Source organism: Paracoccus sp. 08 (assembly GCF_024105395.1).
Taxonomy (GTDB): Bacteria; Pseudomonadota; Alphaproteobacteria; order Rhodobacterales; family Rhodobacteraceae; genus Paracoccus; species Paracoccus marcusii.
In genome coordinates this window covers 33,176-50,000 of the sequence record NZ_WEKR01000065.1, presented here as the reverse complement: position 1 = coordinate 50,000, position 16,825 = coordinate 33,176, and the positions used below count along the sequence as shown (strand labels likewise).

The 16,825-nt window shown below is 67.7% G+C and carries 16 protein-coding genes (1 of these 16 only partly in view); 4 read left to right on the top strand and 12 right to left on the bottom strand.

Features of this window, described 5'->3' with window-relative positions; genetic code table 11:
• From GBO37_RS16045 to GBO37_RS16025, 5 genes are all read right to left on the bottom strand, one after another.
• On the bottom strand, positions 1–241 hold the 5' end (the start) of the coding sequence (locus tag GBO37_RS16045) for a YdiY family protein (protein ID WP_252929993.1). It extends 842 nt beyond the left edge of the window; only the first 241 of its 1,083 coding nucleotides appear in the window; its start codon is at positions 239–241; its stop codon lies off the left edge, out of view.
• 354 nt (positions 242–595) lie between these two features.
• On the bottom strand, positions 596–1,078 hold the full coding sequence (gene nusB / locus GBO37_RS16040; RefSeq protein ID WP_045982058.1) for a transcription antitermination factor NusB: 483 nt from the start codon (positions 1,076–1,078) through the stop codon (positions 596–598).
• Entirely contained in the window at positions 1,075–1,617 is a 543-nt protein-coding gene (locus GBO37_RS16035; protein WP_046000249.1) for a 6,7-dimethyl-8-ribityllumazine synthase, read from the bottom strand. Before GBO37_RS16035 ends, nusB begins: the two co-directional genes overlap by 4 nt.
• A 4-nt stretch (positions 1,618–1,621) precedes the next feature.
• Positions 1,622–2,740 carry a 3,4-dihydroxy-2-butanone-4-phosphate synthase gene (gene ribB / locus GBO37_RS16030; RefSeq protein ID WP_252929992.1) on the bottom strand — a complete coding sequence of 373 codons (1,119 nt, stop codon included), beginning with the start codon at positions 2,738–2,740 and terminating at the stop codon, positions 1,622–1,624.
• A gap of 22 nt (positions 2,741–2,762) precedes the next feature.
• The gene (locus GBO37_RS16025) at positions 2,763–3,371 is read right to left on the bottom strand and encodes a riboflavin synthase (RefSeq protein ID WP_252929991.1); all 609 of its coding nucleotides are present in this window, start codon (positions 3,369–3,371) and stop codon (positions 2,763–2,765) included.
• A gap of 188 nt (positions 3,372–3,559) precedes the next feature.
• On the opposite strand from GBO37_RS16025, the gene GBO37_RS16020 reads away from it, so the two are divergent.
• The 3 genes from GBO37_RS16020 to GBO37_RS16010 all read left to right on the top strand — a co-directional run bounded on the left by GBO37_RS16020 (position 3,560) and on the right by GBO37_RS16010 (position 8,160).
• Positions 3,560–4,906 carry a capsule biosynthesis protein gene (locus GBO37_RS16020; protein ID WP_252929990.1) on the top strand — a complete coding sequence of 449 codons (1,347 nt, stop codon included), beginning with the start codon at positions 3,560–3,562 and terminating at the stop codon, positions 4,904–4,906.
• Positions 4,907–5,063: 157 nt separating this feature from the next.
• Positions 5,064–6,152: a polysaccharide biosynthesis/export family protein gene (locus GBO37_RS16015; RefSeq protein WP_369799423.1), complete on the top strand. Its 1,089-nt coding sequence runs from the start codon at positions 5,064–5,066 to the stop codon at positions 6,150–6,152.
• Between the two features lie 4 nt (positions 6,153–6,156).
• Positions 6,157–8,160, top strand: coding sequence for a capsular polysaccharide biosynthesis protein (locus GBO37_RS16010; protein ID WP_252930028.1), 2,004 nt, complete (start codon positions 6,157–6,159; stop codon positions 8,158–8,160).
• On the opposite strand, the gene ribD is transcribed toward GBO37_RS16010, so the two are convergent.
• Together ribD and nrdR are read right to left on the bottom strand one after the other, a co-directional pair.
• Complete coding sequence (gene ribD / locus GBO37_RS16005) at positions 8,161–9,171, bottom strand: bifunctional diaminohydroxyphosphoribosylaminopyrimidine deaminase/5-amino-6-(5-phosphoribosylamino)uracil reductase RibD (protein WP_256481084.1); 1,011 nt, start codon at positions 9,169–9,171, stop codon at positions 8,161–8,163.
• Positions 9,168–9,632, bottom strand: coding sequence for a transcriptional regulator NrdR (nrdR, locus tag GBO37_RS16000; RefSeq protein WP_045982052.1), 465 nt, complete (start codon positions 9,630–9,632; stop codon positions 9,168–9,170). Before nrdR ends, ribD begins: the two co-directional genes overlap by 4 nt.
• 163 nt (positions 9,633–9,795) lie before the next feature.
• On the opposite strand from nrdR, the gene GBO37_RS15995 reads away from it, so the two are divergent.
• Complete coding sequence (locus tag GBO37_RS15995) at positions 9,796–10,467, top strand: SDR family oxidoreductase (protein WP_127898067.1); 672 nt, start codon at positions 9,796–9,798, stop codon at positions 10,465–10,467.
• On the opposite strand, the gene GBO37_RS15990 is transcribed toward GBO37_RS15995, so the two are convergent.
• The 5 genes from GBO37_RS15990 to dnaG form a co-directional block, all read right to left on the bottom strand.
• Positions 10,458–10,883, bottom strand: a complete 426-nt coding sequence (locus GBO37_RS15990) for a secondary thiamine-phosphate synthase enzyme YjbQ (protein WP_252929988.1) — start codon at positions 10,881–10,883, stop codon at positions 10,458–10,460. The genes GBO37_RS15995 and GBO37_RS15990 overlap by 10 nt on opposite strands.
• Positions 10,880–12,283, bottom strand: a complete 1,404-nt coding sequence (gene rmuC / locus GBO37_RS15985) for a DNA recombination protein RmuC (protein WP_045982049.1) — start codon at positions 12,281–12,283, stop codon at positions 10,880–10,882. The genes GBO37_RS15990 and rmuC overlap by 4 nt, the downstream gene beginning before the upstream one ends.
• 63 nt (positions 12,284–12,346) lie before the next feature.
• Positions 12,347–12,772: a BLUF domain-containing protein gene (locus tag GBO37_RS15980; RefSeq protein WP_052714688.1), complete on the bottom strand. Its 426-nt coding sequence runs from the start codon at positions 12,770–12,772 to the stop codon at positions 12,347–12,349.
• Positions 12,762–14,735 (bottom strand): RNA polymerase sigma factor RpoD, encoded by a 1,974-nt coding sequence (gene rpoD / locus GBO37_RS15975; RefSeq protein ID WP_046000242.1) that lies wholly within the window; start codon positions 14,733–14,735, stop codon positions 12,762–12,764. Before rpoD ends, GBO37_RS15980 begins: the two co-directional genes overlap by 11 nt.
• A 150-nt stretch (positions 14,736–14,885) precedes the next feature.
• A complete protein-coding gene (gene dnaG, locus GBO37_RS15970; RefSeq protein ID WP_252929987.1) occupies positions 14,886–16,796 on the bottom strand; it encodes a DNA primase in 1,911 nt (636 codons plus the stop codon).
• Positions 16,797–16,825: the final 29 nt, after the last annotated feature.

Genomic DNA, 16,825 nt, shown 5'->3' with positions numbered 1-16,825 from the left:
CGTCGGCGCCGGTCGAGATCTCGGATTGCGCGAATGCCGGAACCGACAGGGCGGCCAGGATTGCGGCGGTGCTGGTCAGCAGCGTAACTTTTTTCATTTTCGTCGTCCTCACGAGCTGAGTAGGATTGTCCCGGCCCCGTTCCGGGCACCAGAGCATCTCTGCTGGGACATCAATTAGCGCCCCCCCCTTTCGGTTCAAAGCCCACCACATTTCTTCTGCAAGTCGCGCAATCGTGAGCATGCTTGGGTCTTGACAGAAAACGGCGAAACCTTGCCGAAAATGACGTGTAATGTTTGGTGATGCAACTTTTTCGCGACTTGACGAACGTACTTGGAACACGACGTTTTTATGGGTTTCGCTTCGTTCCATCACTCAAGGCCGCGAAAACAACAGACTGAAACATCAGCGTGAGTGCCTTAATATTGGGCAAGATATTGACAGCGTTCAGGCATCATGAATGTTGCACAGATGCCACGATCCCGCTGTCAGAATGACACGACGTGCAAGGCGTCTGTCAAGCGAATGAACCCGTCCGTCCAATGAAAACGGCCCGGATCAGGGATCCGGGCCGCATCGTCATGACGGGACTGTCCGTCAGCCAAGGGAATCAGGTTTGAAGTCACGCGCCATGTGGTCCAGCACGGCATTCACGAAGCGCGCCTCGCGGCCGTCCGGAAAGAAGGCCTGCGTCAGCCGGACGTATTCGGTGATGACCACCTTGGCGGGTGCACGTTCGGCCACCAGTTCGGCGCCAGCGGCGCGGAACACGGCGCGCAACACCGGATCGATCCGGTCGATGGGCCATTTCGCCACCAACCCGCGGTCGGTGGCCTGGTCGATCTTGGACTGCCACATGACGACATCGTCGACGATGCGGGTGAACAGCGCCTCGTCGGCCTGATCGGTCGGGCCGTCGCGGTCGTCGAAATCGATGCGGAAGTTCTGGAATTCGCGCGTGACACGGTCGGCGGACTGACCCGCGGCCTCCATCTGGAACAGCGCCTGCACGGCATACATCCGCGCCGCGCTGCTGAGGGCGCGCCGGTCGGGCCGCTTGTCCTGGTCGTGGTCGGTCATGCCTTGCCCTGCCCTTCAAGTTCGCCCGCCAAGCGGATCACGTCATGGGCCGCAGCCTTTTGCGGTGTCGCCGCCCAACGGCGCGCAAGTGCCACCAGATGCAGCGCGGCCGCCGCGGCGCCCCCGCCCTTGTTCTGACCTGCCGGGTCCGCGCGGACCTGGGCTTGGGCCATCGTCTCGACCGTCAGGATGCCGTTGCCAAGGCAGACGCCCTGCAGCCCCAGCAGCGTCAGCGCGCGGGAACTGTCGTTGCAAACGGTGTCGTAATGCGTGGTCTCTCCGCGGATGACGCAGCCCAGGGCCACGAAGCCGTCATACTGACCGCTGCGGGCGGCAAGGCCCACGGCGGTGGGGATCTCCAGCGCGCCGGGCACCTCGATCACGTCAAGGCTGGCGCCCGCGGCATCCGCCGTGGCGCGGACCCCCGACAGCAGGCCGTCGGTGATGTCCTTGTAATAGGGTGCCACGACCGCCAGCAGGCGCACCGGAGCATCCAGACGCGGCAGCGCCAGTTCGTGATGTTGCGTGTTCGAGGCCATGTACCTAGTCCTTGGGGATAGGCCGGGTGGAATGGATGGAAAGGCCGTAGGCGTCAAGCCCAACCACCTTCACCGGCGCCGAATTGGTCAGCAGGATCAGGTCCGACAGGCCAAGGGCCGACAGGATCTGCGCGCCCAGGCCGTATTGACGCAAGGTATGCGGCCCGACATCGCCCGGATCGGCGATCGCATGGGACAGGTCGCGGATCAGCACGACGACGCCCCGCCCCTCGTCGGCGATGGCCTGCATCGCCGCGGGCAGGCTGCCCGCGCTTTCGCGCCCGACGCCCAGCACGTCGTGCAGCGGGTCCAGCGCGTGCATCCGCACCAGCACCGGCTCGGGGGTCGTCAGATCCCCCTTGGTCAGGACGATATGCTCGCTGCCCTGCGTCTCGTCCGCAAAGACCCGCATCATCCAGTCGCCGCCATGGGCGGAATGAACCGCCTTCTGCGACCGCTCGGCGATCAGGTTGTCGTGGCGGCGGCGATAGCGGATCAGGTCGCTGATCGTGCCGATCTTCAGCCCGTGGCGCTGCGCGAAATCGACCAGGTCTGGCAGGCGTGCCATGCTGCCATCGTCGTTCATGATCTCGCAGATCACGCCCGACGCGTTCAGCCCGGCCAGGCGGGAGATGTCGACCGCAGCCTCGGTGTGGCCCGCGCGGACCAGCACGCCCCCGTCGCGGGCGCGCAGCGGAAAGATGTGGCCCGGCGTTGCGATATCGGGCGCGCCCTTGGTCGGGTCGATCGCCACGCTGATCGTGCGCGCGCGGTCGGCGGCGCTGATGCCGGTGGTGACGCCTTCGCGCGCCTCGATGGACATGGTGAAGGCGGTCTCGTGCCGGCTGGAGTTCTTGGGGCTCATCAGCGTCAGGCCCAGGGTCTCGATCCGGTCGGCGGTCAGCGTCAGGCAGATCAGCCCGCGCCCATGCGTCGCCATGAAGTTGATGGCATCCGGTGTGGCCATCTGGGCGGGAATGCACAGATCGCCCTCGTTCTCGCGGTCCTCGTGGTCGACCAGAATGAACATCCGGCCGTTGCGGGCCTCGTTGATGATGTCCTCGATCGGAGAGATGGAGGCCGACAGGTCGCGTTCGACGGGGCCGGGTTCTTCGAATTGCATCTGTTCGTCCTTCACGCAGGCGTCACGCGCCGATCGGTTGTCCGGCTTCGGCCAGCCGCGCGACATAGCGGGCCAGCGTGTCGATTTCCAGGTTCACGACATCGCCCACCGCCGCATCGCCCCAGGTGGTCACCTGCTGGGTATGCGGGATCAGGTTGATGCCGAAGCTGTTGCCAATGACCTCGTTCACGGTCAGCGAGGTGCCGTTCAGCGTGACCGACCCCTTCTGCGCGATGAAGCGTGCCAGGTCCGCGGGCGCCTCGAAGGTCAGGCGCAGGCTGTCGCCGTCCTTCGCGGCGGCGGTGATCTGGGCCACGCCGTCGACATGGCCGCTGACGATATGGCCGCCCAGCTCGTCGCCGACGCGCAGCGCGCGTTCCAGGTTCAGGCGCTGGCCCACGGACCAACCCTCGGCGCCGATGCTGGTCTTGGACAGCGTCTCGGCCGAGATGTCGACGTCGAACCAGTCCGGGCCCTTGGCCACGACCGTCAGGCAGACGCCGTCGCAGGCGATCGAGGCGCCCAGATCCACGCCCGCCATGTCATAGGCACAGCCGATGCGCGCGCGCATGTCGCCGCGCATCTCGACCGCGCGGACGATGCCGATATCCGTGATGATCCCCGTGAACATCGCAGCCCTTCCCTGATGATCCAGGTTGGAACTAGGCCATCGGCCCTGCCCGTTCAAGCACCAAGCCCCCGCCCCCGCCCCGGGCCGCTAAAGCTTGATGCACAAAATGATGGATCGGTGGGGCATGACATGGCATGTCTGACGCATGGCCCCAGGCATTGCGGCCGCCCCTCCTTTTCAAGTCGACCATGATTCAGACCGGCGTCACCCCCCTGCCCCAGACCTCGCACGCGCCGACGGGCCGCGTGTCCGCGCAGGGTGATCCGGTCTTCCTGATGCTGCAGGGGCCCCACGGCCCGTTCTTCGACCGCCTTGGACGGCTGCTGCGCGCGGCGGGGGCGGTGGTCTGGCGCTGCGGCTTCAACGCGGGGGACGAGTTCTTCTGGTCCGACCCGAAAAGCTTCATCCGCCATCAGGGCAGCGTCGACGACTGGCCCGACCATCTGGCGGCGATCCTGGACGACAAGGGCGTGACTGACATCGTCCTCTACGGCGATGTCCGCCCGATCCACGCCACCGCCCGCCGCCTGGCCGCAGCCCGCGGCCTGCGCGTCCACGTGTTCGAGGAAGGCTATCTGCGTCCCTACTGGGTCAGCTATGAACGTCAGGGATCGAACGGCAACTCGGTTCTGATGCGCATTCCGCTGGCCCAGATGCGTGCCGCCCTGCGCGAGCAGATCAACGAGGTGCGCCGCCCGCCCGCCCATTGGGGCGATATGCGCCATCACAAGTTCTACGGCGCCTTCTATCATTTCCTGATCCTGGTCGCGAATGGCCGGTACCGCGCCTATTCGGGGCACCGTGCGATCGGCGTCGTGCAGGAATTTCGCCTCAACCTGCGGCGGCTGGTGCTGGCCCCGGCCTACAACCTGGGCCGCGCGCTGCAATGGCGGCGCCTGCGCCTGTCGGGCTGGCCCTACAACCTGGTCCTGATGCAGCTGGAACACGATTCCAACTTCTTGGGACATTCGCCCTTCACCCGCAACGCCCAGTTCGTCCGCACCGTGATCGAGGGGTTCGCCCGCGCAGCCCCCCGACACCACCACCTGATCTTCAAGGCCCACCCGCTGGAGGACGGTCGCGCGGGGAACCGCGCCGCCATCCACGCGGCGGCTGCCGAACATGGGGTGTCGGACCGCGTGCATTACGTCCGCGGCGGCAAGCTGGCCGAGATCCTGTCCCATGCCCGCGCCGTGGTCACCGTCAATTCCACCGCCGGCCAGCAGGCCCTGTGGCGCGGGATTCCGGTCAAGACCCTGGGCCGCGCCGTCTATGACAAGCCGGGGCTGGTGTCCGAGCAGACGCTGGAGGAGTTCCTGGCCGATCCTGACGCCCCGGATCCGCAGGCCTACCGCGTCTTTCGCGACTATCTGCTGCAGACCAGCCAGATCCCCGGCGGCTTCTATGCCGGTCGGTCGCGCGCCCATGCGCTGCGCCTGGTGGCCGACATGCTGCTGTCGCCGGACGACCCGTACCAGGCACTGGCGACCGGCCGAATCCTGCCGCGGCAGCAACTGGCGGACCGCCATGGCTGAAAGGCAACGCCCCGCCGACATTGCTCAAGATGATATAGCCTGTCTTTGCGGACAGGGTTACAGTGGATGCAAACCGGCATACAAGGCCGGAACCAGACAACATGGAGTATCAGAGGTGACAGTTTTATCCCGGTCGTCGACCACCCTGCGGATGCTGATGATCGCGTCAATGAGCCTTTTGGCCGCTTGCGCGCTGCCCCGTTCCGGCCCCAACAAGAACGAGATCTTCAACGGCGCGGTCGAACGCGGCGGCAACACGCAGGTGATCTACGTCAACGACCACGTCACCCGTGCCTCCGCCTTCGCACCCGCCTACGGGTTCTCGAACAGCTTCCGCAATGCCGGACAGGTCGGCGCGGACGAGATCCGGGCCGGCGACACGCTTGGCCTGTCGATCTGGGAGAACGTTGATGACGGTCTGCTGACCTCGCTCGGCGCCAGCTCGACCACCCTGACGGAAATCCAGGTGGACAGCGACGGCTTCATCTTCGTGCCCTATGCCGGCCGGGTCCGCGCCGCGGGCAATACGCCCGACCAGCTGCGCCAGGTCATCACCGACGCGCTCAGCGCGCAGACCCCCGACCCGCAGGTGACCGTCCAGCGCGTCGCCGGCAACGGTGCGACCGTGTCCGTGGTGGGCCGCGTCGGCGCTCAGGGCGTCTATCCGATCGAGCGCCCGACCCGGTCGCTGTCGGCCATGCTGGCCCGTGCGGGCGGCGTCGCCATCGAGCCCGAGGTCGCCGTCGTGACCGTCAAGCGCGGCAACGACAGCGGCCGCGTCTGGCTGACGGACCTCTACAGCAGCCCCACCAACGACATCGCCCTGCGTCCGGGTGACCTCATCGTGGTCGAGGAAGACCAGCGGACCTTCACCGCCCTCGGCGCCCTGGGCGGCCAGACCCGCGTGCCCCTGGGCAACGAGGTGATCAACGCGGCCGAGGCCATCGCCATGGTCGGCGGTCTGACCAGCGCCCTGGCCGACCCCACCGGCGTCTTCGTCCTGCGCGACGAGCCGGAATCGGTCGCCTCGCGCGTCCTGGGCAAGCCGGTCGTCGGCACGCAGCGCTTCGCCTATGTCCTGGACCTGACGCGCCCCAACGGCCTGTTCCTGGCCCGCGACTTCGTCATCCGCGACGGCGACACCGTCTATGTGACCGAGGCGCCCTACGTCCAGTGGCAGAAGACCCTGTCCGCCGTCACCGGCAGCGCCGCCACCGCAGACAGCCTGTCCAGCATCGGCAACTGATCTGCTGCCGACGCCGCAAGACGATCGTTCAGCCGCCGGGGAAACCCGGCGGCTTTGCGTTTTCAACCTTGGTTTCCTGACCCGCCCCCGGATCGCACGCATCCTGACGCTGGCTGGCCACCGTCCGGTCCTGGCCCTGCCCCGGCTTGGCGATGCGGTGGGCATCTGGGGCGACAGCCCGACGGCATGGCGCGGTCGGGCCATTGCGCAACGCCACCGCTGCCCGCTGATCACGGTCGAGGACGCATTCCTGCGATCGGTCCTGCCCGGCAGGGCCCGGGGGACACTGGCGGCTCGCGGCCCGGTCGGATTGATCATCGACCCCCAGGGGCTGCATTTCGATCCTGACCGGCCCTCCCGCCTGGAACACCTCATCGGACAACCGCTGGCACCCACCACGCGCGACCGCGCGGTTCGCCTGCTGGCCCGGCTGCGCACGGCGGATCTTTCGAAATACAATCTTCATGATCCCGACGCGCCGCTGCCGCCGCCCGGCTATGTCTTGGTCATCGATCAGACACGGGGCGACGCATCCTTGCGGGGCGCGGACCGCGCTTTGTTTCTGACGATGCTGCAGGCCGCGCGTGACGAACATCCCGGCTGCCGCATCGTGATCCGCACTCATCCCGAAACCGCGGCGGGGCTGCGACCCGGCCATCTGACAGCCGAGGACCTGCGTCCCGGCGACACGCTGTGCGACGGACCGGTCTCCCCGTGGCGGCTGGTCGAGGGGGCCGATGCGGTCTATTCCGTCAGCTCTCAACTGGGATACGAGGCCTTGCTGGCCGGGCACCGACCGCGCCTGTTCGGTCAGCCGTTCTATGCAGGCTGGGGCCTCAGCGATGACGAAACCCCGCCCGCCCGGCGCGGCCGCGCCACGCGCGAGGCATTGTTCGCCGCCAGTCACCTGACCGGGCCCACATGGTACGACCCCTGCCGCGACCGTCTGACCGATTTCGAAGGCGCGGTGGATCAGATCGAGGCCGAGACCCGCGCCTTTCGCCAGGACAGGCACGGCCACACGGCCTATGGCATGCGTCTGTGGAAGCGCCGCTTCCTGGCCCGTGAATTCGGCGATGCCCGCCCGCTGCGTTTTGCTGTTGAACCCGGACCGCAGGTGACCCTGGCTTGGGTCGGGGCTGCGCCTCAGGTGCCGCAGGCGATCCGGGTCGAGGACGGCTTTCTGCGATCGAACGGCCTTGGTGCCGCGCTGACCCCGCCTCTGTCGGTGGTGGCCGACGATCTGGGGATCTATTTCGACCCGACCGCGCCCTCGCGGCTGGAGGCGCTGATCTCTCGCGGCCCGCCGCCCTGCGGACGGGACAGGGCGGAACGGCTGATCGCCGCGCTGATCGCCGCGCGGCTGACCAAGTATAATCTGGGCGGGACTATTGACCTGCCCCCGCGCGACAGGCGCCGCCGCATCCTGGTGCCGGGACAGGTCGAGGATGACGCCTCGATCCTGAAGGGCGCGGGCGCCGAACGGACCAACCTGACGCTGCTGGTGCGGGTGCGGGCGGACAATCCGGATGCCTGCCTGATCTACAAGCCGCATCCCGATGTCGAGGCAGGGTTACGCCCCGGCGCGATCGATGCCGCATCGCTGGCGGCCTTGGCCGATCATGTCGCCACCGATGCCGACCCCGTCGCGCTGATCGAGGCCGTGGACGAGGTTTGGACCATCACCTCGACCCTGGGGTTCGAGGCGCTGCTTCGCGGCAAGCCCGTGACGGTGCTGGGCGCGCCCTTCTATGCGGGCTGGGGGCTGACGCGCGATCTGGGCCCCCTGCCCGCCCGGCGTCAGGCGCGCCCCGATCTGGCGGCGCTGGTCCATGCCTGCCTGATCGCCTATCCCCGCTATCGCGATCCGGTGACGGGCTTGCCCTGCCCGGTCGAACTGGCACTGGAAAGGCTTGCGGCGGGACAGGCGCATCCGCCACCGGCCCTGCGGCTGCTGGCCAAGGCGCAGGGCGCGCTGGCCGGACATGCCTGGATCTGGCGCCGCTAGTCAGGCACGGGTCCAGCGATGGAACAGATCGCCGCCAATGGCGCGCGTCTCGGCCAGGTGGAACCGCGGTGCCTGGGCCAGATGCGTCCAGCCGGTCGGACCCAAGAACGGCCGCGCCTCGGCCCCAAGCGCCAGGCCGGCGGTATAGCCGACCAGCTGATCGACCAGCCCCGCGGCCAGCAGGCTGGCAGCCAGCCGCCCGCCCCCCTCGCAAAAGACCCGCGTGATGCCGCGCGCCCCCAGATCGGCCAGGATCTGTGCCGGTGGCCCGTCGACCCTCCACAGCGGCCCGTGATCGGCGTCCTGCGGCGGCAATGGCGGCAAGGCCTGTGCAGACACGACGATGCGGACAGGCTGCTGCGGCGTGCGGATGCCGCGCACGTTCAGATGCGGCAGGTCGGTGCGTGCCGTCGCTCCGCCGACCATGATCGCATCATGTTGCGCCCGCAGGGCATGGACATGTGCACGGGCGGCGGGCCCGGTGATCCATCGGCTTTCCCCGCTGGCCATGGCGATGCGCCCGTCCAGGCTGCTGGCCAGCTTCAGCGTCATGAAGGGGCGGCCGGCGGTGATGCGCAGCAGGAACCCCGCCTGCAGGTCCGCGGCCTGGTCCGCCAGCACGCCTTCGGTCAGCGGAATGCCGGCATCGCGCAGCATCTGGTGACCCCGCCCGGCCACGCGCGGGTCCGGGTCGGTCAGCGCCGTTACCACCCGCGCAACACCCGCGCCGACCAGCCCCGCCGCGCAAGGCGGTGTGCGGCCGTGATGGGCGCAGGGCTCCAGCGTGACATAGGCCGTCGCCCCCGCCGCCAGCGGTCCCGCCTGGTCCAGCGCCATGCGTTCGGCATGCGGCCTGCCACCGGGCTGGGTCCAGCCGCGCCCGACCACACGCCCGTCGCGCAGCAGCACGCAGCCCACCGCGGGGTTCGGCCAGACATTGCCCAGACCGCGCCGCGCCAGGCGCAGGGCATGGGCCATGTGCCGGGCGTCTTCTGTCGGATCGGGGGTCAATCGTTGGCGGCGCCGGGGCGCAGCTCGGACACGAACTTGTCGAAATCGTCCGCGTCCTGAAAGTTCTTGTAGACGCTGGCAAAGCGGACATAGCCGACATTGTCGATGCGCGACAAAGCCTCCATCACAATCTCGCCGATGGTCTTGGACGGGATGTCGGTCTCTCCGGTGCTTTCAAGCCTGCGGACGATGCCGCTGATCATCTGTTCGATGCGTTCCGGCTCGACCGGGCGCTTCTGCATGGCGATGCGGATCGACCGGGCCATCTTGTCGCGGTCGAAATCCTCGCGGCGGCCGTTCGTCTTGACCACGACAAGATCGCGCAGCTGGACGCGTTCATAGGTCGTGAAACGCCCGCTGCAGGACGGGCAGAAGCGACGGCGGCGGATCGCCACGTTATCCTCGGCCGGGCGCGAGTCCTTGACCTGGGTATCGACATTTCCGCAAAACGGGCAGCGCATTCCGTTGTCCCTGTGCCAAGGCGATCCACCGTCACTATAGGCACCTTGGCAGGGATTGGGTAGCTTTATCCACAGCCCACAAGATAGGCCCCCTGGAACCTGTGGCCCGAATGCCGCGTTGCCGCCCGTAATTTCCTGCGGGATTCAACCGATTGAGGCATCCATGACCCAGACCCTGTTCATCACCGGCGCCTCCTCGGGCATCGGTGCGGCGACCGCGCGCACCGCCGTCGCCGCCGGCTGGAACGTCGCGCTGTTCGCCCGGTCCGCGGACAAGCTGTCTGCCCTGGCGGAGGAACTGGGCGACCGGGCGATGGTCGTCAGCGGCGATGCCACCGACATCGACGCCCTAACCGCCGCCGCGGCCCAGGTCGCCGACCATTTCGGCGGCATCGACGCGGCCTATGCCAATGCGGGGCGCGGCCTTTCCAAGCCGGGGACCGAGGCGGGCGATCTGGACGACATTCGCGGGATGATCGACCTGAACGTCATGGGCGTTGTCCTGACGGCGCGCGCCCTGCTGCCGCATCTGCGCAAGACGCGCGGAACGCTGGTGCTGACCGGGTCCGCGGCGGGACGCCAGCACATCAAGGGCTCGATCTATGGCGCGACCAAGTGGTTCGTGCACGGCTATGCTGGCAACTTGGCCGAAGAGATGCGCGAATGGGGTGGGCGCTGCTGCGTCGTGGCGCCGGGGATGGTCGACACCGCGTTCTTCGACGACGGCGCCCCGGACAAGCTGCAGCCGGACGATGTCGCCGCCGCCGTCATGCACATGATCACCGCCCCGGACCGCGCCGCGATCCGCGAGGTGTATCTGATGCCTCAGGCCTGAGGCGCGAACATCGCCACAACCTGACGCCGATGCGGGGCGCGACGGTGTTCCACCAGATAGATGCCCTGCCAGCGGCCCAGTATCATCCGACCCCGGTCGACCGGGATCTGCAGGGTCGTTGGCAAAACGGTCGCCTTCAGATGCGCGGGCATGTCGTCAGGCCCCTCATAGCGGTGCGTGATCCAGCCCATGGACGGATCGTCGGCGGGCGGGGCCAGACGGTCCAGCCATGCCAGTAGGTCAGCCTGCACCTCGGGGTCGGCATTCTCTTGGATCAACAGCGACGCGGACGTATGTTGCACGATGAGGGTCAGCACCCCCCGGACCGCGCCGCCGGAACGCAGCCAATCGGCCAGTTCCGCGGTGATGTCGTGACAGGCGGGCCCCTGAGTGGCGACGGTCAGGACATGCATCATTCGGCGGCCTCCGGGCCCAGCAGCGCATCGTCGCGGTCATGGTCAAGGTCGATCTGCTTGCTGGCACGTGCGCCCAGGGACCGCAGCATCTCGACCTGACGGATGACATTGCCGGACCCGCGCGTCAGCCGGTCCATCGCCTGACCGTGGGCGCGGTTGGCCTGGTCCAGCGCGCGGCCGACGCCGTCCATCGCCTCGACGAAGCCCGCGACCTTGTCATACAGCTGCCCCGCCCGGCGCGCGATCTCCAGCGCGTTGCTTTCGCGCCGCTCGACCGCCCAGATATGATCGACCGTACGCAGCGTCAGCATCAGCGTCGTGGGCGTCGTCAGCCCCACGCGGCGTTCCATCGCGAATGCTGCCAACGCCGGATCGGCCCGCAGCGCGTCCGAGAACGCCCCCTCGATCGGGATGAACATCAGCACGTAATCGACGGAGTTGTCGTCCATCCGCTGATAGCCCTTGCCCGACAGCGTGGCGATGTGCGTGCGGATGGCGGCCACGTGGCGGCGCAGCGCCGCGGCAGAGGCCGCCGGATCGTCCAGCGTCACCGAAGCCTCGTAATCGTTCAGCGACACCTTGCTGTCGATGACCATGACCTTGCCGCGCGGCATCTTGACCACCACGTCGGGACGCCACAGCTTGCCGTCGTCGTCGCGCCAGCTGGACTGCAGGTCGTAATGCGTTCCGGCCATCAGCCCCGAATCCTCCAGGATGCGTTCCAGAACCATCTCGCCCCAGGCACCCTGCTGCTGCTTGTCTCCCTTCAGGGCGCGGGTCAGGTTGACGGCCTCGCGGCTGATCTGTTCGCTGCGGTTGTGCAGGGACAGGATCTGTTCGCGCAGGCGGGCCGATTCCTCGTCCAGCACCTTGTTCCGGGCCTGCAGCTCTGTCTGAAACCGGCCGACCTGATCGCGGAACGGGGTCAGCAGGGCCGCCAGCTGGTCGTTCTGCAACCGCTGCAGGTCGTCCTGCTGGGCACGCAGCGTCTCTGCCGACAGCAGCTTGAACTGTTGCGTCATCTCGGCGCGCAGTTCCCGCAGGGTGGCGACCTCGCGCGCGCTGGCCTCGGCGTCTTTCTCGGCGCGCAGGCGTGTTTCGGCCAGACTTGTCTCCAGCTGCGCCGCCTGCCGGCGGGCGTGATGCAGCGCGTCGGTCAGACCGTCCCGCTCTTCGGTCAGATCGGCAAGGCGGGCATCCTGCGCCTCGGCCCGGGTCTGCGCGCGGGTGCGGTCCAGGTTCGCCTCGTGCAGTCGATCCTCGGCCAGTGTCGCGCGCACACGCATCCGCGACAGTGCCACCTGCCCGCGCCACCACAGCAGCAGCGCCAGCACGACCGCCAAGGCCGGCCCGATCACCGTCATGTCGGAAAGCCACGCCCCGGCATCGTCGAACTGCATCCTGTCATCACCCCGTCGTTTCGGGGCAGTGTTCACAGTTTGTGCCGCAAGCGCAAGGCGCTGTCAGAGATCGAGGCCCATCATGAAGGCGACCACGCCGCCCGCATAATCCCCGCGATGCACGGTCGAACTGTCGGACCGTGCGAACCAGTCCATCAGCGATGCCCTGTCCCGGTCCGAGAACCGCATCCGCCAATCCTGAAAGCGCCGGTGATCCAAAGCGCCCTGGTCCAGAATCTCGAAATCGCGATGACGGTCGTCGTCCATCAGCGACGCCACCACCTTCCGCAGGCCGTCGGCCGGTCCCTCCAGCCACTGGAAGAACAGGCCGTCCTCGTGGTGCAGGCATCCGGTCAGGCCAAGCGACTGGTTGCGATGGCGCGCGGTGCGCAGGATGTCCTGCATGGCCGAGCCGTCCAGACCGGCACGCGCGGTGCTGCGGTAGAGGACAAAGCCCAGGCCCTGCAGGTCGTCCAGATCACTGGTCAAGGAAGGACCGCAGCTTTCTGCTCCGCGACGGATGCTTCAGCTTGCGCAGCGCCTTGGCCTCGATCTGGCGGATGCGTTCACGGGTCACGCTGAACTGCTGGCCGACCTCCTCCAGGGTGTGGTCGGTGTTCATGCCGATGCCGAAGCGCATGCGCAGCACCCGTTCCTCGCGGGGCGTCAGGCTGGCTAGGACGCGGGTCGTGGTCTCCTTGAGGTTCTCCTGGATGGCGCTGTCCAGCGGCAGGACGGCGTTCTTGTCCTCGATGAAATCGCCAAGCTGGCTGTCCTCCTCGTCCCCGATCGGGGTCTCGAGGCTGATCGGTTCCTTGGCGATCTTCATCACCTTGCGGACCTTCTCCAGCGGCATCTGCAGCTTCTCGGCCAGTTCCTCGGGGGTCGGTTCGCGACCGATCTCGTGCAGCATCTGGCGGCCGGTGCGGACCAGCTTGTTGATCGTCTCGATCATGTGGACCGGGATGCGGATCGTGCGCGCCTGATCCGCGATGGACCGGGTGATCGCCTGACGGATCCACCAGGTCGCATAGGTCGAAAACTTGTAGCCGCGGCGGTATTCGAACTTGTCCACGGCCTTCATCAGGCCGATGTTGCCCTCCTGGATCAGGTCCAGGAACTGCAGGCCGCGGTTCGTGTATTTCTTGGCGATCGAGATGACCAGGCGTAGGTTGGCCTCGACCATCTCCTTCTTGGCCTGACGGGCCTCCTTCTCACCGCGCTGGACCTGGGCCACGATGCGGCGGAACTCCTCGATGTCCACGCCGACATACTGGCCGACCTCGGCCATGTCGCCGCGCAGACGCTCGACCTGGTCGCGCGACCGGTCGAACAGCGCCTGCCAGCCGCGCCCGGCCTGCGCGGACATGCGGTCCACCCAGTTCGGGTCCAGCTCGCTGCCGCGATAGGCGTCGATGAACTCGCGGCGGTTGATGCGGGCCGCGTCGGCCAGCTTGACCATGCCGCTGTCGATGGTGACGATCCGGCGGTTGATGCCGTAAAGCTGATCGACAAGCGCCTCGATCCGGCCGCTGTTGAGGTGCAGCGAGTTCACCAGGACGACTATTTCCGACCGCAAGTTCTGATAGTCGCTCTCGGCACTGGCCGAGAAGCTGTTGTCCTCGTTCAGCGTCGCGGACATGCGCTGGTCCTGCATGTCGGCCAGCCCCTCGTAGTGATGGGCGATGGCTTCCAGCGTCTCCAGGACCTTGGGCTTGAGGCTTGCCTCCATCGCGGCCAGCGACAGGTTGGCGCCCTCGTCCTCGTCCTCGTCATCCTCGACGCGCAGGGGGTTGCCGTCGGCGTCGAACTCCTCGCGCTTGGTCGCGGCGGGGCTGGCCTCGCCCTCGACGGTCAGTTCGACCTCCTCGGCCTCCTCGTCGTCCATGGACTGGCCGAAGGTGGTCTCGAGATCGATGACGTCGCGCAGCAGGATCTCTTCGTCCAGAAGCTCCTCGCGCCACAGCGTGATGGCCTTGAACGTCAGCGGGCTCTCGCACAGGCCCGCGATCATGGTGTTGCGGCCCGCCTCGATCCGCTTGGCGATGGCGATCTCGCCCTCGCGGGAGAGAAGCTCGACCGATCCCATCTCGCGCAGGTACATGCGGACGGGGTCGTCGGTGCGGTCCAGCTTTTCGGTCTCGCTGGCCGACACGGCCAGTTCGCGCGACCCGGACCCGGTGGTGACGATGGCCCCGCCCTCCGACTCCTCGGCGGCGTCGTCGTCCTCGATGACGTTGATGCCCATCTCGGACAGCATCGACATGACGTCCTCGATCTGCTCGCTGCTGACCTGCTCGGGCGGCAGGACGGCGTTCAGCTGGTCGTAGGTGATGTAGCCACGCTCGCGTGCCTCGGCGATCATCTTCTTGACCGCCGCCTGGCTCATGTCCAGCGTATGGGCATTGTCGTCCTTGTCGGTCTTGTCGTGGTCATCGTCCTTGGCGGCCATCCAGGGCTCCTTCTCGGCGAGATCGTGGGCGGGTGATTCGCATGTGCGTGCGAATCGTCGCAAAGTTGCTTCGGTTCTAACGTGCTTCTCGGCCGAATCAAAGGCCGGGCGCGCTGATGATTCGCAACCCCCGGGGGTTGCGAATCGCGGTCACCGCCGGGGCGGCTTGCGCCAGATCTGGCCCGACAGCCAATCCGACAATTGCGCCGACATGGCGTCGCGATCCTCGTTCATGTCGCCCGACGTCTCCATCTCGGGGTTCTCGGCCCGGTGGCGGGCGCGGGTGATCTGGCTGATGCGCCATGTCAGTCCCTCATCGGCCTCTCCCTGGATCTCGGATTCGGCGCGGGGCAGTTCGTGCGTCGTGGCGCGCGCGACCTCGATGCGGTCCAGAAGGTCCAGCAGCATCGTCACGGCGCCGTCGTCGTCCTTCCGTTCGATGATTGCGGGCGTCAGGCCCAGATGGGCGTCGCGGCGCAGGGTTTCAAGGCCGCGCCGCCCGGCCGGGCTGTCGGTATGGGTCAGCAGATCATGAAGCAGCGCCGCGCGGTCCGGGTCGCGCGGCAGCACGCGTTCAAGACGCGCCTCGACATGCGCCACGACCGAAGGGCGCAACGCACAGATCAGCAGGGCGGCGCCCTCCAGCGTCCCCTCTCCCTGTTCCGGGACGTTGATCCCCACCGGCAGGGACGGCGCCCGCGGGGCCATCGAGGCCCCTTGGCGCCGGGCCGGGCCACGCCCGGCCGCGCCCCCCCGCGGGGTGGTCTTGCGGGCGCCACCGCCGAAGAGCTCCCACTGCTTGCGCCGGATATCCTCGGAGTACAGCGCGCGGGTGCGTTCATCGGGGATGCGGGCAACAGCCTCGGCCAGGCGGCGATCCAGGGCCGCCTTGCGTTCCGGACTGTCGAAGACCTGCCCCTGCGTCTCGCGCGCCCAGAGCAGATCCAGCATGGGCCGTGCCTGATCCAGCAGCGCCCCCATCGCGCCCGGGCCGGATGCCTTGATCAGATCGTCGGGATCCTGCCCCGCGGGCAAAATGACAAAGCGCAGTGCCTGTCCGGGTCCGGTTAGCGGCAACGCCAGGTCGATCAGCCGCTGCGCCGCGCGCTGGCCCGCCGCATCGCCGTCCAGCGCGATCACCGGTTCGGGCGAGACGCGCCACATCAGGCGCAGCTGCTCCTCGGTGATGGCGGTGCCCAGGGGAGCCACCGCCCCCTCGAACCCCGCGCGGGCCAAGGCGATCACGTCCATGTAGCCTTCGGCCACGACCAGCCGCTGGCCCTTGGCGACCGCGCTGCGCGCAGGGCCCAGATTGTACAGATTGCGCCCCTTGTCAAAAAGCGGCGTTTCCGGGCTGTTGAGGTATTTCGCCCGCGCGTTCGGGTCCATCGCCCGGCCGCCAAAGCCGATGCAGCGGCCCTGTCCGTCGCGGATCGGAAAGATGATCCGCCCCCGGAACCGGTCATAGGCCGCGCCGCCGCCTTCGGGCCGGGCGGACATGCCGGCCTCGGCGATCTGATCCTCGGCAAAGCCCTTGTCGCGCAGGGCCGCGGTCAGGGCGGTGCGGTGATCGGGGGCAAAGCCGATCTCGAACCGGTCCAGTGCGGCGGCGTCCAGGCCGCGGCGGTCCAGGTAATCGCGCGCATCCGCCGCGGCGCCGGTCTGCAACTGCAGGCGGAACCAGCGGCAGGCGGCCTCGGTCACCTCCAGCAGCCGCCTCCGCCTGTCGGTCTTTTCGCGGGCACGGGGGTCGGGTTCGGGCATGGTCAGCCCGGCCTCGGCGGCCAAGAGCTTGACCGCCTCGATGAACTCCATCCCGTCGTGGTCGCGCAGGAAACCGATGGCGTCGCCCTTGGCCTGACAGCCGAAGCAGTAATAATAGCCCTTCTGGTCGTCACAGTGAAAGCTGGCGGACTTTTCCTGGTGGAAGGGGCACGGTGCCCACCAGTCGCCGCGGGCCTGGTTCGACTTGCGCAGATCCCACGTGACCTTCTTGCCGATTACCCGGCTGATCGGGACGCGGTTGCGAATCTCGTCAAGGAAACCGGGGGGCAGGGACATGGGCGCGATTATCCGGCATGGCGCGGGGG